The organism is Saccharopolyspora dendranthemae (assembly GCF_007829955.1).
Classification (GTDB): domain Bacteria; phylum Actinomycetota; class Actinomycetes; order Mycobacteriales; family Pseudonocardiaceae; genus Saccharopolyspora; species Saccharopolyspora dendranthemae.
Map to the genome: position 1 here is coordinate 14,311 of NZ_VIWX01000005.1, position 19,522 is coordinate 33,832.

The 19,522-nt window shown below is 70.6% G+C and carries 18 protein-coding genes; 6 read left to right on the forward strand and 12 right to left on the reverse strand.

The annotated features are described in order from the left end of the window. The first annotated feature begins 412 nt into the window (after positions 1-412). Positions 413-1,789: an RNA 5'-3' helicase PhoH2 gene (gene phoH2 / locus FHU35_RS21730; protein ID WP_145742752.1), complete on the forward strand. Its 1,377-nt coding sequence runs from the start codon at positions 413-415 to the stop codon at positions 1,787-1,789. A gap of 72 nt (positions 1,790-1,861) precedes the next feature. Here phoH2 and FHU35_RS21735 read toward each other — a convergent pair whose 3' ends face one another. The 5 genes from FHU35_RS21735 to FHU35_RS21755 form a co-directional block, all read right to left on the reverse strand. Then, complete coding sequence (locus FHU35_RS21735; RefSeq protein ID WP_145742755.1) at positions 1,862-3,301, reverse strand: GuaB1 family IMP dehydrogenase-related protein; 1,440 nt, start codon at positions 3,299-3,301, stop codon at positions 1,862-1,864. Positions 3,302-3,471: 170 nt separating this feature from the next. Beyond that, positions 3,472-3,879 carry a DUF4288 domain-containing protein gene (locus FHU35_RS21740; RefSeq protein WP_145742757.1) on the reverse strand — a complete coding sequence of 136 codons (408 nt, stop codon included), beginning with the start codon at positions 3,877-3,879 and terminating at the stop codon, positions 3,472-3,474. Between the two features lie 12 nt (positions 3,880-3,891). Then, positions 3,892-5,406, reverse strand: a complete 1,515-nt coding sequence (locus tag FHU35_RS21745; protein WP_145743752.1) for an ATP-dependent DNA ligase — start codon at positions 5,404-5,406, stop codon at positions 3,892-3,894. Positions 5,407-5,448: 42 nt separating this feature from the next. Next, positions 5,449-6,843, reverse strand: coding sequence for a class II fumarate hydratase (locus tag FHU35_RS21750; RefSeq protein ID WP_145742759.1), 1,395 nt, complete (start codon positions 6,841-6,843; stop codon positions 5,449-5,451). A gap of 152 nt (positions 6,844-6,995) precedes the next feature. Continuing rightward, a complete protein-coding gene (locus tag FHU35_RS21755) occupies positions 6,996-7,769 on the reverse strand; it encodes a S1 family peptidase (RefSeq protein ID WP_246110489.1) in 774 nt (257 codons plus the stop codon). A gap of 183 nt (positions 7,770-7,952) precedes the next feature. Here FHU35_RS21755 and FHU35_RS21760 point away from each other — a divergent pair, with 183 nt between their 5' ends. Continuing rightward, positions 7,953-8,924: an NAD(P)/FAD-dependent oxidoreductase gene (locus tag FHU35_RS21760; protein ID WP_145742763.1), complete on the forward strand. Its 972-nt coding sequence runs from the start codon at positions 7,953-7,955 to the stop codon at positions 8,922-8,924. A 69-nt stretch (positions 8,925-8,993) separates the two neighbouring features. Here the strand turns inward: FHU35_RS21760 and FHU35_RS21765 are convergent, their stop codons facing one another. Next, the gene (locus FHU35_RS21765) at positions 8,994-9,740 is read right to left on the reverse strand and encodes a S1 family peptidase (protein ID WP_145742765.1); all 747 of its coding nucleotides are present in this window, start codon (positions 9,738-9,740) and stop codon (positions 8,994-8,996) included. Positions 9,741-9,936: 196 nt separating this feature from the next. Further along, positions 9,937-10,947 (reverse strand): class II fructose-bisphosphatase, encoded by a 1,011-nt coding sequence (glpX, locus tag FHU35_RS21770; RefSeq protein ID WP_145742767.1) that lies wholly within the window; start codon positions 10,945-10,947, stop codon positions 9,937-9,939. 178 nt (positions 10,948-11,125) lie between these two features. Between glpX and FHU35_RS21775 the strand changes: the two genes are divergently transcribed. Next, entirely contained in the window at positions 11,126-11,719 is a 594-nt protein-coding gene (locus FHU35_RS21775) for a DUF4245 domain-containing protein (RefSeq protein WP_145742769.1), read from the forward strand. An 84-nt stretch (positions 11,720-11,803) separates the two neighbouring features. On the opposite strand, the gene FHU35_RS21780 is transcribed toward FHU35_RS21775, so the two are convergent. The 4 genes from FHU35_RS21780 to FHU35_RS21795 form a co-directional block, all read right to left on the reverse strand. Next, positions 11,804-12,058, reverse strand: a complete 255-nt coding sequence (locus FHU35_RS21780) for an exodeoxyribonuclease VII small subunit (RefSeq protein ID WP_145742772.1) — start codon at positions 12,056-12,058, stop codon at positions 11,804-11,806. Further along, a complete protein-coding gene (locus tag FHU35_RS21785; RefSeq protein WP_145742774.1) occupies positions 12,055-12,450 on the reverse strand; it encodes a hypothetical protein in 396 nt (131 codons plus the stop codon). The genes FHU35_RS21780 and FHU35_RS21785 overlap by 4 nt, the downstream gene beginning before the upstream one ends. A gap of 14 nt (positions 12,451-12,464) precedes the next feature. Continuing rightward, a complete protein-coding gene (xseA, locus tag FHU35_RS21790) occupies positions 12,465-13,688 on the reverse strand; it encodes an exodeoxyribonuclease VII large subunit (protein WP_145743754.1) in 1,224 nt (407 codons plus the stop codon). 93 nt (positions 13,689-13,781) lie between these two features. Continuing rightward, the gene (locus tag FHU35_RS21795; protein ID WP_145742776.1) at positions 13,782-14,234 is read right to left on the reverse strand and encodes a lipid droplet-associated protein; all 453 of its coding nucleotides are present in this window, start codon (positions 14,232-14,234) and stop codon (positions 13,782-13,784) included. A gap of 162 nt (positions 14,235-14,396) precedes the next feature. Here FHU35_RS21795 and FHU35_RS21800 point away from each other — a divergent pair, with 162 nt between their 5' ends. After that, complete coding sequence (locus FHU35_RS21800) at positions 14,397-15,425, forward strand: 4-hydroxy-3-methylbut-2-enyl diphosphate reductase (RefSeq protein WP_145742779.1); 1,029 nt, start codon at positions 14,397-14,399, stop codon at positions 15,423-15,425. A 284-nt stretch (positions 15,426-15,709) separates the two neighbouring features. On the opposite strand, the gene FHU35_RS21805 is transcribed toward FHU35_RS21800, so the two are convergent. After that, positions 15,710-16,618: a DUF6542 domain-containing protein gene (locus FHU35_RS21805; protein WP_145742781.1), complete on the reverse strand. Its 909-nt coding sequence runs from the start codon at positions 16,616-16,618 to the stop codon at positions 15,710-15,712. Positions 16,619-16,859: 241 nt separating this feature from the next. Between FHU35_RS21805 and FHU35_RS21810 the strand changes: the two genes are divergently transcribed. Both FHU35_RS21810 and FHU35_RS21815 read left to right on the forward strand, forming a co-directional pair. After that, on the forward strand, positions 16,860-18,461 hold the full coding sequence (locus tag FHU35_RS21810) for a sugar ABC transporter ATP-binding protein (protein ID WP_145742783.1): 1,602 nt from the start codon (positions 16,860-16,862) through the stop codon (positions 18,459-18,461). Further along, positions 18,458-19,498: an ABC transporter permease gene (locus FHU35_RS21815; protein ID WP_425474167.1), complete on the forward strand. Its 1,041-nt coding sequence runs from the start codon at positions 18,458-18,460 to the stop codon at positions 19,496-19,498. Before FHU35_RS21810 ends, FHU35_RS21815 begins: the two co-directional genes overlap by 4 nt. The last annotated feature ends 24 nt before the right edge of the window (positions 19,499-19,522 follow it).

The window sequence follows — 19,522 nt, forward strand, 5'->3', positions numbered from 1 at the left end:
GAATTTCGTTCGCTCTCGTCGCGCTTCCCGGACGTGTTCTGACCTGCTGACGAATCGTCTGGACACCTTCTATTAACCATCTGACCTGGGAAAACTCGCCAGTAGCACGCGGTGAGCGCGGCGATGGTTCGAATCACCTAAGTGGCTGTCTGCCCAAGTGCGATCTCGCAGGTAGCGTTCGCTGGTGACGGGCCGTTCTTCTCTTGCACGTCCGAACGCGGCCCGTCCGGGAGGCCCTGATCGTGGCTGTTGGCTGGAGCGGACGTTCACACGTCCACCTTGGTCGCGGAGGGGGTCGGTGCCCGGCCCTCGCGCGGCGCCGGTGGACCGGACGGTCCAGCGGGAGCGCGACGGGGGCAGGCCCGGCCCACCGACGAGCGGGCGTGTTCGGCACGTCCGCGAGGGAGTAGCCGTGACCGCACGACGTTCCCAGCCTCAGGCGCACGAAGCCGTCCGCAGCGACGAGCCCGCGCACACCGCAGCTGGCGGTGACTCCGAGGTACGCACCTACGTCCTGGACACTTCGGTCCTGCTGTCCGATCCGTGGGCTATGGCCCGATTCGCCGAGCACGACGTGGTGCTCCCGGTGGTGGTCATATCCGAGTTGGAGGGGAAGCGACACCACCCCGAACTGGGCTGGTTCGCTCGCGAAGCCCTGCGCGTGCTCGATGATCTGCGCATCAGGCACGGTCGGCTGGACTTCCCGGTGGTGGTCAACGCCGAGGGCGGCAACGTCCACGTGGAGCTGAACCACTCCGACCCGTCGATCCTCCCGCCGGGCTTTCGCACGGACTCCAACGACTCCCGCATCCTGGCCTGTTCGCTCAACCTCGCCGCCGAAGGCCGTGAGGTCGTGCTCGTCACGAAGGACATGCCGCTGCGGGTCAAGGCCGCGTCGGTGAACCTGGCCGCCGAGGAATACCGGGCTCAGGACGTCGTGTCGTCGGGCTGGAGCGGCATGGCGGACATCGACGTCGGTTCGGACTCGGTGGACTCGCTGTTCAAGGACGGCGTCGCCGACCTCGAAGAGGCCAGGGACCTGCCGCCGAACACCGGTGTGCGGATGCTGGCGGGCCAGCAGAGCGCGCTGGGCCGGGTCACCGCCGACAAGCAGGTCAAGCTGGTGCGCGGCGATCGCGAGGTCTTCGGGCTGCACGGTCGTTCGGCCGAGCAGCGGATCGCCCTCGAACTGCTGATGGACCCCGAGATCGGGATCATCTCGCTCGGTGGCCGCGCGGGTACCGGCAAGTCGGCGCTCGCGCTGTGCGCGGGCCTGGAATCGGTGCTCGAACGTCAGCAGCACCGCAAGGTCGTGGTGTTCCGGCCGGTCTACGCCGTCGGCGGGCAGGAGCTCGGCTACCTGCCGGGCTCGGAGGGCGAGAAGATGGCGCCCTGGGCGCAGGCCGTCTTCGACACGCTCGGTGCTCACGCCAGCGAGAACGTGCTGGAAGAGATCATGGACCGCGGCATGCTCGAGGTGCTGCCGCTGACCCACATCCGCGGCCGGTCGCTGCACGACGCCTTCGTCATCGTCGACGAGGCCCAGTCGCTGGAGCGCAACGTGCTGCTGACGGTGCTCTCGCGGCTCGGCGCGAACTCGCGGGTGGTGCTCACCCACGACGTCGCGCAGCGGGACAACCTGCGGGTCGGCAGGCACGACGGCATCGCGGCGGTCATCGAGAAGCTCAAGGGCCACCCCCTGTTCGCCCACGTGACCCTGACCCGATCGGAGCGGAGCCCGATCGCGGCCCTGGTGACGGAGCTCCTGGAAGGCGAGCACACGCCCTGACGCTCGTTGGGGTGGGGGAAGTTCTCATGAGAACTTCCCCCACCCCACTCAGAGCACTCCCGAGCTCGAGGATCACCAGCCTGACGGCAGCGGCCGGCCTTCGGCGAAGCCGGCGGCCGACTGGATGCCCACCAGCGCGCGCTCGTGGAACTCCGCGAGGGTGTGCGCGCCCGCGTAGGTGCAGGACGAGCGGACGCCCGAGGTGATCTGGTCCAGGAGGTCCTCGACGCCCGGGTTCTGCGGGTCGATCCGCATCCGGGAGCTGGAGATGCCCTCCTCGAACAGGCCCTTCCTGGCCTGGTCGTAGGCGCTGTCGGTGCGGGTCCGGGCCGACACGGCGCGCTTGGAGGCCATGCCGAAGGACTCCTTGTAGGCGCGGCCGTGCTCGTCGCGCTGCAGGTCGCCGGGCGACTCGTAGGTGCCGGCGAACCACGAACCGACCATCACCGACGAGGCTCCGGCGGCCAGCGCCAGCGCCACGTCGCGCGGGTGGCGCACACCGCCGTCGGCCCACACGTGCTTGCCGAGCCTGGCGGCCTCCGCGGCGCACTCGGCGACCGCGGAGAACTGCGGACGACCGACGCCGGTCATCATCCGGGTCGTGCACATCGCACCCGGCCCGACGCCGACCTTGATCACGTCCGCACCGGCGTCGACCAGGTCGCGCACGCCCTCGGCGGTGACCACGTTGCCCGCGACGACCGGAACGGTCGGGCTCGCGGAGCGGACGGCCTTGAGCGCGGCGATCATCTTCTCCTGGTGGCCGTGCGCGGTGTCCACGACCAGCGTGTCCACGCCGGCCTCCACCAGGGCGGAGGCCTTGGCGGCGACGTCCCCGTTCACACCGATCGCGGCGGCGACCCGGAGCCGGCCCTCGGCGTCCAGGGCGGGGGTGTAGATCGCGGCGCGCAGCGCGCCCTTCTTGGTCATGATCCCGGCGAGCCGGCCTTCGGCGTCGACCGCGATCGCGACGTTGCGGCCCTGCTTGTGCAGCTGCTCGAAGACCTCGCGCGAGTCCGTCTCCAGCGGCAGCACCACGGGGTGGGAGTCGGCGACCTCACCGACCCGGGCGAACCGGTCCACACCGGTGCAGGCGGCCTCGTCGACGACGCCGAGCGGCTTGCCCTCGTCGTCGACCACCACCAGCGCACCGTGCGCGCGCTTGGGCAGCAGGTTCAGGGCGTCGGCGACCGCGTCCTCGGAGTGCAACGCCAGCGGCGTGTCCCACAGCGGGTGCCGGGTCTTGACCCAGGACACGATCTCGGAGACAGCGCTCGGGTCGACGTCCTGCGGCAGGATCACCAGGCCACCGCGGCGGGCCACGGTCTCGGCCATGCGCCTGCCGGCCACGGCGGTCATGTTCGCGACCACGATCGGCAGCGTCGCGCCGGTCCCGTCGCTGGTCGCCAGGTCGACGTCGAAGCGGGACTCGACCCCCGAGCGCCGGGGCGCCAGGAAGACGTCGTCGTAGGTCAGGTCGGTGGAGGGCTGTTGCCCGTTCAAGAACTGCACGTGTCACCACGATACGTGAGTGATGCGGGGTCCGAGTTCGCGTCCGCCGCACCCGGGCCCAGTTTTAGTCCAAACCGAGGACCGTTCGTGCCCGAAATGTCTGCTCAGTTATGACTAAAACTGGGACCTGGTGAGGCCGCGGGCCACGCGCGCCCGGCTCTCGAACGCGGTCAGTCCTCTTCGGTGAGGGGTTCCAGGGAGTCGTAGGCCTGGCGGTTGCGGAAGAAGCGGCTGTAGAGCTCCGAGCCGTCGTCGAAGGTCGCGTCCTCCAGGGGCTTGACCTCGACGATCTGCTTGAGCTTCCAGCTGACCTGCTGGTGGTTCTCGTCCTCGTAGCTGGTCTCCTGCTGCTTGCCGTACTCCCGCGCCTTCTCCGCGGCCTCCTCCGGCGACTCGGCCGTGAGCAGGACGAACGACTCCTCGTAGAGCGGTCGCTGCCCCTCCGCCTCCAGCAGGAGCACCGCGACGTAGTGGTCGAGCTCGACCGAGGACGCGCGCTGCTGGAAATCACGCGGGTCGATGGTTCCCGGGCCGATGTCGATCGAACCGACGGCTTCGTCGAACTCCTCGCTGCTCATGCCCCCAGGATCTCACCTGCCGCGGAGCATCTCGCGAACCGCCTCGATGGTGTCCGCCTCGGCGGCGTCCTTGTCCGGCCGGTAGCGCAGCACGCGCGCGAAGCGCAGCGCGACACCACCGGGGTAGCGGGTGCTGGTCTGCACGCCGTCGAGCTCGATCTCCACCACCAGCTCCGGGACGAGGTGCACGCTCCAGTCGTCACCACCGGTGGATCGCTGCTGGAACTCCTCGGTCTGCCAGGCCAGCAGCTCGTCGGTGAGGCCCTTGAAGGTCTTGCCCACCATGATCGGCGGGCCGCCGTCCGGGTCGCGCGCGCCGAGGTGCAGGTTGGACAGGTAGCCGCGGCGCCGGCCGTGGCCCCACTCGGCGGCGAGCACGACCAGGTCGAGGGTGTGCTCGGGTTTGACCTTGCGCCACGCCTTGCCTCGCCTGCCCGCCGCGTACGGCGAGGCGAGGTCTTTGACGACCACGCCCTCGTGGCCGCGTGCCAGCGCGTCGTCGAACACCGCCGCGGCGTCCTCCGAGGGCGGCGTCAGGACGCCCGGGATCCGGTGTCCGGCCGCGACCTGCTCCAGCGCCGCCAGCCGATCGCGCAGCGGGCGGTCGAGCAGATCGGTGCCGTCGAGGTGCAGGCAGTCGAAGAAGTAGGGGTGCAGCAGTTCGGCGCGCTGCTCCTGGGCCCCGAAGCGGGCCATCGTCTCCTGGAACGGGCGAGGGCGTCCGGCGTCGTCGAGCGCCAGGGTTTCGCCGTCGAGCACCACCGAGCGGCAGTCCAGACCGCGCACCAGCTCGACGAGCTCGGCCACGTTGCGGGTGATCTCGCGCAGCGTGCGGGTGTAGACGCGCACCTCGTCGCCGTCGCGGTGCACCTGGATGCGGGCCCCGTCGAGCTTGTGCTCGACCGAGCACTCACCGAGCTCGGCCAGCGCGGCGTCGAGGGTGTCGGCGGGGGAGGCCAGCATCGGCCGGATCGGCCTGCCCAGCTCCAGCCGGAACTCGGCGAGCGCGGCTTCACCGCCGCGCAACGCCGCTTCCGCGGTCGCGGGAAGCCGCCCGGAGAGCATGAACGCCCGGCGCACGGCCTCGGTGCGGACCTCGGCCGCCGCCGCGATGGCCTCGACCATCACGCCTTCCAGCGCGCCTTGCCGGAGCTCGCCGCCGAACAACCGCACCAGGAAGGACTGCTCGTCGCCGGTGGCCTCGCCCAGGAGCCCGCCCAGCGCTCCGGCCCGCCGCTGAGCCGACCCCGAGCCGCTGATCGCCCGCACCTCGTCGACGGTCTCCACCACCGAGCCGATGGTCAGCCGCGGTTCGCGAGACGGCGCGACGTTCAGCGAGGACAGCGTCGACCAGCCGACCCCGGCCCGGCCGCCGGGCAGCTCCCCGGCCAGCAGCGCGGTCGCGGGCGCGACCTCCTGCGGTTCGAGCCTCCGCAGCAGGACGGCGATCGCCGCGGTCTTCGCCTTGCGCGAGGACGTCGCCGCGACCTCGGCGGAGACCGCGACGACGTCCGAGAGCAGCACCATGTCTCCCATCGTGCTGCTCCGCACCGACATCCGGGTTCCGGATCAGCCGCCGTTGGCCATCCGGAGGACGTCGAGGGCCTCGTCGAGCTGCTCGATCGTGAGCTTGCCGGATTCCACGTGACCGCGTTCGAGGACGACCTCGCGGATGGGCTTGCGCTCCTTGAGCGCCTGCTTGGCGATCGCGGCCGCCTCCTCGTAGCCGATGTAGCGGTTGAGGGGCGTGACGATCGACGGCGAGCCCTCGGCGTAGGCGCGGGCCTGCTCGTCGTTGACCTGCACCCCGGCGAAGACCTTGTCGGCCAGCTGCCGGGACACCGCGCTGAGCAGCCGGGCCGATTCGAGCACGTTGCGGGCGATGACCGGGAGCATCACGTTGAGCTGGAAGTTGCCCTGCGATCCGGCGAACGCCACGGCGGCGTCGTTGCCGATCACCTGCGCGACGACCTGGAGCGTGGCCTCCGGGATCACCGGGTTGACCTTGCCGGGCATGATCGACGAACCCGGCTGCAGGTCGGGAAGTGCCAGCTCGGCCAGGCCGGTGCGCGGTCCGGAGCCGAGCCAGCGGACGTCGTTGGCGATCTTGGTGAGGCTGACCGCCACCGTGCGCATGTGCCCGGAGACCTCCACGACGGAATCCTGCGAGGCCTGCGCCTCGAAGTGATCGCGGGCCTCGGTCAGCGGCAGACCGGTCACGCGCGCGAGCTCTTCGGAGACGGCGCGCCCGAACCCCTCCGGCGCGTTGAGGCCGGAGCCGACGGCGGTGCCGCCGATGGGCAGCTCGCCCAGGCGCTCCTGGCTGGTCCGCAGCCGCTCCACGCCGTAGCGGACCTGCGATGCCCAGGCCCCGGCTTCCTGGGCGAGGGTGATCGGCACCGCGTCCATCAGGTGCGTGCGGCCGGACTTGACGACCTCGGTCCACTCGGCGGCGCGGCCCTCGATGGTGGCGGCCAGGTGCTCCAGCGCCGGGATGAGGTCGGCGAGCACGGCCTCGGTCGCGGCGACGTGGATGGTGGTCGGGAAGGTGTCGTTGGACGACTGCGAGGCGTTGACGTGGTCGTTGGGGTGCACGTCGCGGTCCAGCGCCCGGGAGGCGAGGGTGGCGATGACCTCGTTGGCGTTCATGTTCGACGAGGTGCCCGAGCCGGTCTGGAAGACGTCGATCGGGAAGTGCTCGTCGTGCGCGCCTTCGGCGACCTCGTCGGCGGCGCGGGCGATGGCTTCGGCGACGTCCGCGTCGAGCACGCCCAGCCGGCCGTTGACCCGTGCGGTCGCGGCCTTGAGCAGGCCGAGCGCGCGGATCTGCGCGCGCTCCAGGCCCCGACCGGAGATCGGGAAGTTCTCCACGGCCCGCTGGGTCTGCGCGCGGTAGAGGGCGTCGGCGGGCACCCGCACCTCGCCCATCGTGTCGTGTTCGATCCGGTATTGGGTTTCAGCCATGGTCGAAGTGTCCCGCCGATCAGCGGCTCAGGTCAGCGTGGCGCGCCCCACCGGCCGGGCGTTTCCCCTGGAAGCGACCCCGCTGGAACGGTCAAGGTGGCTGATCTGACAAAGCCCGCCCCCGGAGTCCGGGAGCGGGCTTGGTCGAGGCCTCAGCTGATGGTGGAGGAGATCCAGTCCTGGTAGGCGGTGGCGTCGGTGTAGACCGAGGGCGCCGTGCCGCAGACCGGGACCGGGCTGCCCAGTCGGCTGGTCACGCCGGTGAGCTTCCAGTCGCCCGGGGTGCCTTCCAGCTGCGGTCCGCCGGAGTCGCCGAAGCAGGAGTTGGCCAGCAGCTCCTTGCTGGACGTGCAGATCTCGCTGGGTCCGTCGATGGAGCTCAGCGTGCACTGCGAGTCCGGCGCGACGTTGGTCTCCAGCTCCTTCAGCTGCTCCGGCGGCTGACCGCAGCCGCGCACCGGGCAGGTCACGCCCCAGCCGATGATCCGCGAGGGAGTGCCGTCGGGCCCGGAGGCGCCGGCGATCTCGATCGGCGTCTCGGACACCGCGTGGTCGAGCTTGACCAGCGCGATGTCGCCGTTGGGCGTCTTGGACTCGTAGTCCGGGTGCACGACGACCTGCGAGACGCCGGCTTCGGTGCCGCCGCTGTTCCAGGTCGGGCTGCCGATCCGCAGGCCGAGGTCCGCCGGTGCCGCGTCGACGACGCAGTGCGCGGCGGTGAGCACCCACTGCTCGTCGATGAGCGATGCGCCGCAGCTGTGCGAACCCTCGCGCTGCAGCGAGGCCATCCACTCGTAGGACTCGGTCGCGTCGCCGCCGCCGACGATCAGCGTGCCCGGGTTGTCGATCGCTTGCGCCGATGGTGCGAAGCCCGCGCTGAGCGCGAGCGCGGCGATGCCGCTGAGCACTGCGGATGTTCTCTTCACTGAGATTCCCCTCCCCGACAAGATCCCCTTTTCCCGGAAGTTAGGTGCGAGGAGCAGTCCCAGGTACCGCTGCACGCTGCAGCGGACTGCGCTGATCGGCGCAGCGGCGGCGAAGTGGGGACACATCGGCCGGATCGGGCTAGCCTGAGATCCGTATCACGGAGCCGGCGACGGGATCCCGAGATGGCGCACGAGGTCGATCTGCTGGTGGTGGGTGCCGGTCCGGCGGGGCTGTTCGCGGCCTACTACGCCGGGTTCCGCGGGATGTCGGTGGCGCTGGTGGACGCGCTGCCGGAGCCGGGTGGCCAGGTGACGGCGATGTACCCGGAGAAGATGATCTTCGACGTGGCCGGGTTCCCGGAGATCCGCGGCCGCGACCTGGTCGCCTCGCTGGTCAAGCAGGCCGACCAGTACGGCCCCAGCTACCTGCTCGGGCGTCCGGCCGTCTCGCTGTCCGACGTGGACGGCGGGCTGCTGGTCGACGTCGGCGAAGGCGAGCAGGTCCAGGCCGGGGCGGTGCTGATCACGGCCGGGATCGGGGAGTTCACCCCGCGTCCGCTCCCCGCGGGGGGCGAGTGGACCGGCCAGGGCGTCGTGCACTTCATCCCCGAGCTCTCCGCGCACACCGGGCACGACGTGGTGGTCATCGGCGGTGGCGACTCGGCGTTCGACTGGGCGCTGGCCCTGCAGCCGGTCGCCCGCAGCGTGACGCTCGTGCACCGGCGGACCAGGTTCCGGGCCCACGCGGGCCTGGTCGCCAAGGTCGAAGCCCTGGGCATCCCCCTGATCGTGCCGGCCGAGGTCGCCGAGATCCGCGGCGACGGCTCCGGGCTCACCGAGGTGGAGATCGAGGTCGAAAGCGAGCGGCGCGTCCTGCCCGCCCAGACAGTCGTCGCGGCACTGGGTTTCACCGCCGACCTCGGACCCATCGAGTCCTGGGGGCTCGACCTGGAGAAGCGGTCGATCCTGGTCGACACCACCATGCGCACCAGCCGTCCGCGCGTCTACGCGGCCGGCGACGTCACCACCTACCCGGGCAAGGTCAAGCTCATCGCCACCGGGTTCGGTGAAGCCGCCACGGCGGTGAACAACATCGCCGTGGAGCTCAACCCCGACGCCCACCTCTTCCCGGGCCACTCCTCGAACCTCGCGTGACGTGCCCGGAAAAAGAAGCGGCACCCGGGACGTCGCGTCTCCGGGTGCCGCGCCTGCGGGCTGAGCGGGTCAGCTGCCGGTGTTCTGGCTGATCCAGTCGGCGAAGGCCGTCACGTCGGTGTAGATCGACGGGCCGGTGGCGCAGGTGGAGTCACCGTTGCCGGAACGGCTGGTGGCACCGATCAGCTCCCAGTTGCCCTGGGTGCCCTTGATCTGCGGGCCGCCCGAGTCGCCGTAGCAGGCACCGGAGTCGCCGTTCGGGTTGTCGGTGCAGATCTCGCCCGCGGCGTCGATGCCGGTGCAGCCGGCGTCGTCGACGACGCTCGTGTCGAGCTCCTGCAGGTTGGTCGGGACCTCACCGCAGCCGCTCTCCGGGCAGGTCTGGCCCCAGCCGATGATGCGGCTCGGGGTGCCGGCCTCACCGGACTCGGCGGCGATCGAGATCGGCGCCGCGGACAGCGGCTTGTCCAGCTGCAGCACCGCGAGGTCGGCGCTGTCGTGCACCTGGGTCTTGGTCACCGCGGCTTCCTCGCCACCGGTGGTGTTGTCGTTGCTGCCCACGCGGACCGTGAAGTCACCGCCGCCCTGAACGCAGTGCGCGGCCGTCACCACCCAGTCCGGCTTGATCAGCGCGCCGCCGCAGAGGTGGCTGCCCTGCTGCTGCAGCGAGACCATGAACGAGTAGGTCTCGGTCGCGTCGTGACCGCCGATGATCATCGGGTCGACGTCGTCGCCGGCGGCGACCGCCGGCATGCTCAGCGCGCCCACGGCGCTGACCGCGGCGACCGCGGAGATGAGAACCGAACGAATGCGCATTGTGTGTCGAATCCTCCGGGTATCCCGGCTCCGAAGGCCGGCTGGCCGCAGACGCTAACGGCGCCCCCGGCCGCGGCGTACCCACGAAGGTCGTAGGGCGTCCATGAACGAGGCGGTGGCCCGCGGACAATCCGCAGGCCACCGCCTTGATCAAGATCGGTTCAGCCGGTTTTTCCCGGTTTCCCCAGAACGGCCCTCACGCGCCGGTCTCGCCGAGGTCCACGTCGGCGTACTCGCGCAGCTTGGTGAGCTTGTGCGAAGCGTCGACGACCCGCGTCGTGCCGGACTTCGAGCGCATCACGATCGACTGCGTGGTGCAGCGGTCCGCGCGGTAGTGCACGCCGCGCAGCAGCGCGCCGTCGGTGATGCCCGTCGCCACGAAGAACATGTTGTCGCCGCGCACCAGGTCCGACGTGGTGAGCACCTGGTTCGGGTCGTGCCCGGCCTCGCGGAGCTTCGCCCGCTCCTCGTCGTCCCGGGGCCACAAGCGGCCCTGGATCTCGCCGTCGAGGCACTTCAGCGCGCACGCCGTGATGATCCCCTCCGGGGTGCCGCCGATCCCCAGCAGCATGTCGACACCGCTGTTCGGGCGGGCCGCCGCGATCGCGCCCGCCACGTCGCCGTCGGAGATGAACTGCACGCGGGCGCCGGCCTCGCGGATCTCCTTGACGATCTGCTCGTGCCGCGGCCGGTCCAGCACGCACACCGTCACGTCGGAGACCTCGACGTGCTTGGCCTTGGCGACCCGCCGCACGTTCTCCGAGATCGGCGCGCTGATGTCGATGACGCCCGCGGCCTCCGGGCCGACGGCCATCTTCTCCATGTAGAACACCGCGGACGGGTCGAACATGGTGCCGCGCTCGGACACCGCCAGCACCGCCAGCGCGTTCGGCATGCCCTTGCTGAGCAGCGTCGTTCCGTCGATCGGGTCCACGGCGACGTCGACCTCAGGGCCTTCCCCGTTGCCGACCTCCTCGCCGTTGTAGAGCATCGGCGCTTCGTCCTTCTCGCCCTCGCCGATGACCACCGTGCCGCGCATGGACACCGTGCCGATGAGCTTGCGCATGGCGTCCACGGCCGCGCCGTCACCGGCGTTCTTGTCACCGCTGCCCACCCAACGCCCACCGGCCATCGCGGCGGCTTCGGTCACGCGGACGAGTTCCATGGCCAGGTTGCGATCGGGTGCTTCCGGGTGTCGTTGCGTCATCGCGCCCTCCGGAGTTGTGAGGCATCGTCGGTACCGCCCGAGTCCGGCGGGAAAACGCCCCGCGCTCAGGCTTGTTGGCAGCGATCTTCCCAGATCATCGAGGTCCGGGGATCACTCGCGTGGGGCAGCCCACTCCGGCTGGCCCTGCCCGCTGAGCTGCGGTGCTACCGGTGAGAGCATGGGTCCCGTGGCTGAACCCCGCAACCAGCAGCCGGCGCCGTCCCGCCCGCCGCGGACGATGTCGGCGATGATCTTCGCCGTCCTGCCCTTGGTGCTGGTCTCGTTCGGCATCGCGGGCCTGTTCACGCAGTGCTCGTTCACTCCCACCGGCCCCACGGTCGACAGCGGATCGGTGCCCACGGTGAACGTCCAGGCCGAGCTGCACGACGCCGCTGCCGGAGTGGACTTCCCGGTGGTCGAGCCGGAGCTGCCCGCCAACTGGCGGGCCAACTCCAGCAACAGCACCACGCTGCCCTCGCACACCGAGGTCGTCCGGGTCGGCTGGCTCACCGGTGAGGCGCAGTACCTGCGCTTGGCCCAGTCCAACGCCACCGAGGCGGAGCTGGTCGTCGGCGAGACGCGGCAGCCTCCGCAGGCACTCGGCACCGTCGAGGTCGGCGGTCGCCAGTGGGTCCGCTACCAGGGCGTTCGCGATGAGCAGGCGTGGGTGTCCGAGCGCGACGGCGTCCGCCTGCTGATCACCGGCAACGCCGGTGAAGCGGAGTTCCGCACCCTGGCCGAAGCCGCCCTCACGGCCCCGCCGGTCGGCTGAACCGCCTTCGCGAGTCACGCCGCCGGGTGGGGAATTCGAATTTCGCGCGAGATTCGAACCCGAACTTCGAATCGTTCTGGGGCGTCAGGAGTCGTCTTCGACCGAGGCGAGGGCCCGTTCCACTCGCTCCCGGGCGCCCGCGAGATGGCGTTCGCAGACGGCGGCCAGCGCCTCGCCCTTCTCCCAGAGGGCCAGCGAGTCCTCCAGCGAGAGCCCGCCCGCTTCCAGCTGCTTGACGACCTCGGCCAGCTGATCGCGGGCCGCTTCGTACCCGAGCTCAGCGACCTCCGGGTGTTCGGCGACCGGATCGAAGTGCTCGTCCTGCTGGTTCTCGGTCACGGGGTAGGGCTCTCCACATTCGCTCGCACGGACACCACCGCGGTGGCGATCGCCTGGTCGTAGCCGACGAACGCCTCGGCGAACTCGGCGCCGTCGCCTTCGCGCACCGCGTCGTTGATGCGCAACTGGGCCTCCGCGACCCTACGTCGGTGGGCCGACGCCGCCCACCAGGTGGGGCCCACGTAGTCCGAGGTCGCGTCGATCAGCGCGCGCAGCCGACGGGGCAGGTCCTTGCGCTCCGCCGAATCGCACCCGCCGAGCAGCGCCGCCCAGGTGCCCACCGCCGTGACGTCGGCGGCCTCGGCGCAGCGCCGGACCTCGCCCGCCCGCTCCGCGTTGCGCGCAGCACCCGCGGTGAGGGGGAGGAACGAGGGCTCCTGCTTCGGGTGCACGTGGAAGTCCTTGGTCAGTCCGGTACGACGGCGTGGACCGCGCCGTCGGCGACCCGCACCCGCAGCCTGGTGCCCGCAGGCGCGTCGTCGACGGAGCGCAGCACCCCGTCGACCTCGTCGGTCTCCTCGATGCGCTGCACGATCGCGTATCCACGAGCCAGAGTGGCCGCAGGGCCCAGGGTCGTCAAGCGTGATCGAGTTGCGCTCAACGCGTGGCCCTCCGCCGTGAGCACCGCGCTCATCGCCCGCCGGAAGCGTTCGCGCAGCATCACGACCTGCTCGGCGCGCTGCTGCAGCGGACCGTGCGGGTCGGCCAGCACCGGGCGGCTGCGCAGCTGATCGAGCAGCCGGCGCTCGCGATCCACCCATCCGTGCAACGCCCGCCGCGCCCGGTCGCGCAGCTGCCGGATCCGCTGGCCCTCCTCGGCGACGTCGGGCACCACGCGCTTGCCGGCACCCGTCGGGGTCGAACAGCGCACATCGGCGACGTGGTCGAGCAGCGGTGAGTCCGGTTCGTGCCCGATCGCGCTGACCACCGGCGTCCGGCAGGCGGCGACCGCCCGGCACAGCGCCTCGTCGGAGAACGGCAGCAGGTCCTCGACGCTGCCGCCGCCCCGCGCCAGCACGATCACGTCGACCTCGGGCATCCGGTCGAGCTCTTCCAGCGCGGGGAGGATCTGCGGCACCGAGCTCGTGCCCTGCACGGCGACGTTGCGGACCTCGAACTGGACGGCGGGCCAGCGCAGCTCGGCGTTGGTCAGCACGTCGTGCTCGGCGGCCGACGCGCGCCCGGTGATCAGCCCGACCCGGTTGGGCAGGAACGGCAGCGGACGTTTGCGCGCCGGGTCGAACAGCCCTTCCGCCTTCAGCAGCTGGCGGAGCCGCTCGATGCGCGCGAGCAGTTCGCCGATGCCGATCGCCCGGATCTCGTCCACGCGCAGGCTGAGCGTGCCGCGACCGACGAAGAAGGTCGGTTTGCCGTGCACGACGACCCGGCTCCCGTCGGTCAGCGGCGGGTCCATCTTGCGCAGCAGCGACGACGAGCAGGTCAAGGTCAGCGACACGTCGGCGGAGGGGTCGCGCAGCGTCAGGAACGCCGTTTGCGCGCCGCGCCGCATCGAGATCTGGGTGATCTGCCCTTCGACCCAGATCTGCCCGAGCCGGTTGATCCAGTCGGCGATCTTGCGGGCCACGGTCCGGACCGGCCAGGGTTCCTCGGCACTGGTGGGCGAAGTCAGCTCTTCCTCCTCGGTGATCGTTCCTCGAGCCCATTCTGCCTGGCGGTGCGGGTGGCGGGACCTCAGCGGCACGCCCGCACGGGTGCTCGGGCTCTACTGCTCGCGGAGGCGGGTGAGGCGGTTGGTCAGCATGCGGACGTAGTCCGGGCGCCGGGCGTTGCTCTCCTCGTGGGCGAGCAGCTCGGTGAGATCGTCTTCGCTGAACGAGCGCAGGCGACCGCGCAGCTGGGGCAGGCTCAGCTCGTCGTAGTCGTCGAGCAGGGAGCGCGCCTGCGGCTCCGGGTCCGGGACGGGCTCGGGGGCGAGGTCCTCGTCGAAGGTCGCCCAGGACGGCTCCTCTTCGGGGGTGCTCAGCACCGCGAGCGCTTCATCGCCCTTGATCGCGAGCTCGGTGATGTGCTGCTGGACCCGCATCGACGCCTGCAACGTCTGGCTGGCCACGGTCACGGGCAGGCCGAGGAGGGTCGCGGGGAGCGTGCGCACCTGCTCCACGGCGGTCGCCGCGAGACCGGCCGCCACCCGGACCGGGAGGGGGAACTCTGACATGCGCCCAGCCTGCCCCAGAACTCCTCCGGAGACCATCAACTCGACGTCGGAATGTGACCGACGACCGACGCCCGCCGAAACCCCAGCAGGACCCCCGATGGAGTGACGGTGAGCACCGACCGGCGGCGGAGCGGGCGGGCGCGGATCCGTACCCTTGACGGCATGACGACCACGCCCGAGGCCCGCGATCCCGAAACCGACCCCGTGGACGACGCCGGCCGGACCAAGCGGGTTCTGCTGGCCAAGCCCCGTGGCTACTGCGCGGGGGTCGACCGCGCTGTCATCACCGTCGAGAAGGCCCTGGAGACCTACGGCCCGCCGGTCTACGTCCGCAAGGAGATCGTGCACAACCGGCATGTCGTGGACACGCTGACCGAGCGCGGCGTGATCTTCGTGGATGAGACCGACGAGGTGCCGGAAGGCGCTCTGGTCGTGTTCTCCGCGCACGGCGTGTCCCCGGCCGTCCACCAGGAGGCCGAGGACCGCAACCTCCGCACCATCGACGCCACCTGCCCGCTGGTGACGAAGGTGCACAAGGAGGTCAACCGCTTCGCGCGGGACGAGTACGACATCCTGCTGATCGGCCACGAGGGCCACGAGGAGGTCGAGGGCACCGCCGGTGAGGCACCCGAGCGCGTGCAGCTGGTGGACAAGCCGGAGGACGTCGACAAGGTGCAGGTCCGCGACCCGAGCAAGGTCGTCTGGCTCTCGCAGACCACCCTCAGCGTCGACGAGACGATGGAGCGGGTGGACCAGCTCACCGAGAAGTTCCCGACGCTGCAGGCCCCGCCCAGCGACGACATCTGCTACGCCACCTCCAACCGCCAGCAGGCCGTCAAGGTGATGGCCCCGCAGTGCGACCTGGTGATCGTGGTCGGCTCGCAGAACTCCTCGAACTCCAAGCGGCTGGTCGAGGTGGCGCTGCAGGCCGGTGCCTCCACCTCGCACCTGATCGACTTCGCGTCGCAGATCGACGACTCCTGGCTGGAGGGCGTGACCACGGTCGGCGTCACCAGCGGTGCGTCGGTTCCGGACGTGCTGGTGCTGCAGGTCCTGGACCACCTCAGCGAGCTCGGCTGGGGTGACGTCGAGGAGGTCACGACGGCCAACGAGAAGGTCACCTTCGCCCTCCCGCGCGAGCTCCGCAAGGACCTCGACGAGAACAAGAGCAACCCGAAGAGCGTCCGCTAGAAACTTGTTGATGGGTTGTTTTGCTTGGCGGTGAGGGTGGCGGAAACCCCCAAAGGGGAAAGCACAGCGCCTTCGTGGACTCCGTGCGCCGCTCCTTGAGTATTCCGCTTACCCAGGGGTGGACATAGGCGTCGCGGCGTACTCGCCACGAAGGCGCTCAGAACCCGCGGCGGTGCGGGCTGAGTCCCACACCTGAAACAGCGGCTCCGCCGCAACCCATCAACAGCCAAGACACGAAGCCGCCCGGTTCCAGAGATCTGGAGCCGGGCGGCTTCGTCGTGTCTCTACTGGCCTGGCCGACGCGGGCGGCCACCGGGGGGTGGTTCCGGCGGTCGCGGCCGTCCAGAGCCGCCTTGGCGGGGCGGACGGGGTCCGCCGGCGCGCGGGTCGTTCGTCGGGCGGGGACGGCCGGGCACGTCGCCGCGGCGCTGGGCGTCGCCCTTCGGGCGTCCCTGGGCGTCGCGCGGACCGGTGCCGCGAGGCTGCCTGCCGTCGGCCCGGCGATCGCCGCGCGCGTCGCCGCCTCGAGCGTCACCGCCTCGGGGGTTGTTGCCCCGGTCGCCGCGGCGGGCGTCGTCCCGGGGCTTGCGCGCGTCGCCGCGCGGCTTGCGGTCCTCGGCGGGGCGCTTGCGCGGCGGGTCCGACTGGGCCGCCTTCTTGCGCGGCGGCGGTACCGGCCTGGCCTTCTTGGTCTTGGCGTCGGGATCGACCCCGAGGTCGAAGTCGTCGGTCTCGGGTTTCTGCGTGACGAACATCCGGAGCAGCCCGATGCCGAGCGCGACCGCGGTGGCTCCGGCCATGATCGGGAAGCTGGTGATCAGCGGCCGCGCGACCGACAGGGCTTTGCCCGCGATGCCCGCGCCCGAGGTGCTTCCTGCGCCGGTGATCAGCACCAGAACCGGCATCACGATGCCGAGAACGAGCGGTGGCTGCACCATCGGACCGAACACGCTCCGACGCTGCACCAGCAGCACCGCGGCGAGACAACCTAGGAAGAAGCAGGTCTTGAAGATGAAACCGGGCTGTTTCCAGATGAGGGTGTCCAGCACGGTGCCGATCGCGGTCGGGACGGCAGCCAGCAACACGGCGCCCCACAGCGGCACCCCGTCGGTGCTGAACGCGGAGCGCGCACCCCATTCGGGCGCGCCATTACCGGAAGTTGAAGCGCTCTGGCTCTCGCGGATCGCGGTCACAATCCCCAACGGTAACGGTCCAGTACCTCGCCGCGAGAGCCCTCCGGGAGATCGGACCCATCACCCCACGTCGATCGATGCTTCGGACGCAACTCGGCGTGATCATCGCGTGACTTTCGTGCAGCCAAACGGATGCCGTGTAGCTCGGTCGAGCGTGTGAGTCTTGACACAGGGAGTGCGGTCATCTTAGCGTCCGAGCAATCGTTTTCTCGCCTGCGGGAGTGACGAGACGGGGGTCGGAATGGACACGGCGCCACCGCTGGTCGAGATGACCGGCATCACCAAGCGCTACGGCGGTGTGCTCGCCTGCGACGCGGTTGACCTCACTGTTCGCGGCGGCGAGGTGCACGCTCTGCTGGGCGAGAACGGGGCGGGCAAGAGCACTCTGATGAAGGTGCTCTCGGGAGACGTCAGCGACCACACAGGTCAGATCACGGTCGAGGGTCATCCGATCCAGTTCGCGAAACCCGCGGACGCGCAACACGCCGGTATCGCCATGATCCACCAGGAGCTCGACCTGGTGCCCGGTCTGAGCGTCGCCGAGAACCTCCACCTCGGACGCGAACCGCGCACCCGGCTGGGCATCGTGGACCGTCGCGCGATGTCCGAGCGGACCCGGGAGCTGCTGCGCCGCACCGGGATCGACCTCGACCCGAACCGCCCGGTCGGCGAGCTGCGGGTCGGCGAGCAGCAGCTGGTCACCATCGCCCGCGCGCTGTCGCTGGACGCCAAGGTGCTGATCATGGACGAGCCGACCTCGGCTCTGTCCACAGCGGAGGTCGAGCGGCTCTTCGGCGTCATCGGCGAGCTGCGCCGCAACGGCACCGGCATCGTCTACATCTCGCACCGGATGGACGAGATCGGCCAGGTCGCCGATCGCGCCACGGTGCTGCGCAACGGACGCAAGGTCGCCGAGTTCGACGCGCAGGAGATGACCGCTGAGGAGGCCGCCGAAGCGATGGTCGGCCGCACGGTCCAGACCCGCTTCCAGTCCCGCACCGTCGACCTCGGCGAAGAGCTGCTGCGGGTCCGGGGTTTCGCGGTCCGCCCCAAGCGCACGCGGGTCGGCAGGCGGGAGCCCGACGGCATCGACCTGACCGTGCGCGGCGGCGAGATCGTCGGCCTGTGCGGGCTGCTCGGCGCCGGCCGGACCGAACTGCTGGAGTCGCTCTACGGGGCGGGTCCGTCCGGGACCTGGGAGGGCGAGGTCACGCTCGACGGGCAACCGGTGCGACCGGCAGGACCGCGTCGCGCGCTGCGCTCGGGCATCGCCTTCGTGCCGGAGGACCGGCGCAGCTCCGGGCTGGTCCTCGGGCACTCGGTCACCGCCAACACCGTGCTCTCGACGCTCGACCGGCTCGGCGTCGCCGGAATGGTGCGCCGCAGGTCCGAACTCGGGGCGACCCAGCGCAGCGTCGAGCAGCTCAAGGTCAAGCTCGGCCGCATCTCCGACCCGGTGGGCACTCTTTCCGGTGGTAACCAGCAGAAGGTCGTCTTCGGGCGCATGCTGCTCACCGAACCCAGGTTGCTGCTGCTCGACGACCCGACGCGCGGTGTGGACATCGGCGCGAAGGCCGAGATCTACCAATTGCTCTCGGAGATCGCCGGTCGCGGCATCGGCGTGCTGCTCGCCTCCTCGGAACTCCCCGAGCTGGTGGGGGTCTGCCACCGGGTGGTGGTGCTGCGCGCCGGGCGCAGCGTCGCCGAGTTCGACACCGCTCACGCGGGCGAGGCCGATCTGCTCGCCGCCGCGATGGGCGAGCGGACCGGGGGCGATCGCAACGGGAACCCACCGGGGCCGGCGGTCGGCACCGGGCAGAGCACTGGGGGAGGTGCGAATTGAGCAACCAGACGGAGCAGCGGCCCGCACCGGGAGACCTGCCTGCGACGGGTTCCAAGCGGACCGACACCGTCGAGACCCTGTTCAAGTTCCAGAGCTTCTTCGGACTCGTCGCGGTGTTCATCGCGGCGGTGATCTTCTCGCCCCGCAACGACGGCGAGATCCTGTTCCTGAGCAGCGAGAACCTGTTCAACATCGTGCGCGCGGTCTCGGAGATCGGGATCATCGCGATCGGGCTGACCTTCGTGATCCTCATCGGCGGCATCGACCTGTCGGTCGGGTCGGTGCTGGGTCTGGCGGCGGTGGGCTCGGCCGTGCTCATGGTCAACAGCGGTTACGGGGTGTGGGCCACGGTCCTCGTGGTGCTGCTGGCCGGAATCGCCTTCGGGTTCTTGCAGGGCGCGGCGGTGGCGCTGCTGGGGGTGCAGGCGTTCATCGTCACCCTCGCCGGACTGCAGATCGCGCGCGGGCTGGCGCGCATGTGGTCCGGCGGTGAGACCGTCCAGATCTCCTACGGCGAGGGCCCGGGCCAGGCCCCGATGCTGTTCTCGCTGCTGGGTGAGCGGACCTTCGGCGGTGTGGTGCCGATCCCGGCGCTGATCTTCGCCGCCGTGGCCGTGATCGCGATCCTGTTCCTGCGCTCCAGCGCCTACTCCCGGCACCTGTACGCGATCGGCGGCAACGAGAAGGCGGCTCGGCTGTCCGGTGTGCCGGTGAACCGGGTCAAGATCATCGCTTTCGTCATCGCGGGCTTCTGCGCCGCGCTGGCCGGCATCGTGCACGCCGGTCAGCTCAACGCGGGCAGTCCGAACGACGGAACCGCCTACGAGCTCGACGGGATCGCCGCGGTGGTCGTCGGCGGCACCAGCCTGGCCGGTGGCCGGGGCTCGGTGATCGGCACCATCGCCGGCGCTCTGCTGCTCGGCATCCTCAACAACATCCTGAGCCTGAACAGCGTCAACACCGATCTGCAGCTGCTCATCAAAGGTCTGGTGATCGTCGCGGCGGCGGCGCTGCAGCGCCTGCGTCCCACGGCGTGAGGGAGATTTACCGAAGGGAGCACG

Bases quoted from the DNA above. Each gene is read 5' to 3' on its own strand.
- FHU35_RS21800 (WP_145742779.1), top strand. From the start codon at position 14,397: ATGACGACCACGCCCGAGGCCCGCGATCCCGAAACCGACCCCGTGGAC.
- FHU35_RS21795 (WP_145742776.1), bottom strand. From the start codon at position 14,234: ATGTCAGAGTTCCCCCTCCCGGTCCGGGTGGCGGCCGGTCTCGCGGCG.
- glpX (WP_145742767.1), bottom strand. From the start codon at position 10,947: ATGACGCAACGACACCCGGAAGCACCCGATCGCAACCTGGCCATGGAA.
- FHU35_RS21750 (WP_145742759.1), bottom strand. From the start codon at position 6,843: ATGGCTGAAACCCAATACCGGATCGAACACGACACGATGGGCGAGGTG.
- FHU35_RS21775 (WP_145742769.1), top strand. From the start codon at position 11,126: ATGGGTCCCGTGGCTGAACCCCGCAACCAGCAGCCGGCGCCGTCCCGC.
- FHU35_RS21765 (WP_145742765.1), bottom strand. From the start codon at position 9,740: ATGCGCATTCGTTCGGTTCTCATCTCCGCGGTCGCCGCGGTCAGCGCC.
- FHU35_RS21760 (WP_145742763.1), top strand. From the start codon at position 7,953: ATGGCGCACGAGGTCGATCTGCTGGTGGTGGGTGCCGGTCCGGCGGGG.
- FHU35_RS21745 (WP_145743752.1), bottom strand. From the start codon at position 5,406: ATGGTGCTGCTCTCGGACGTCGTCGCGGTCTCCGCCGAGGTCGCGGCG.
- FHU35_RS21810 (WP_145742783.1), top strand. From the start codon at position 16,860: ATGGACACGGCGCCACCGCTGGTCGAGATGACCGGCATCACCAAGCGC.
- FHU35_RS21740 (WP_145742757.1), bottom strand. From the start codon at position 3,879: ATGAGCAGCGAGGAGTTCGACGAAGCCGTCGGTTCGATCGACATCGGC.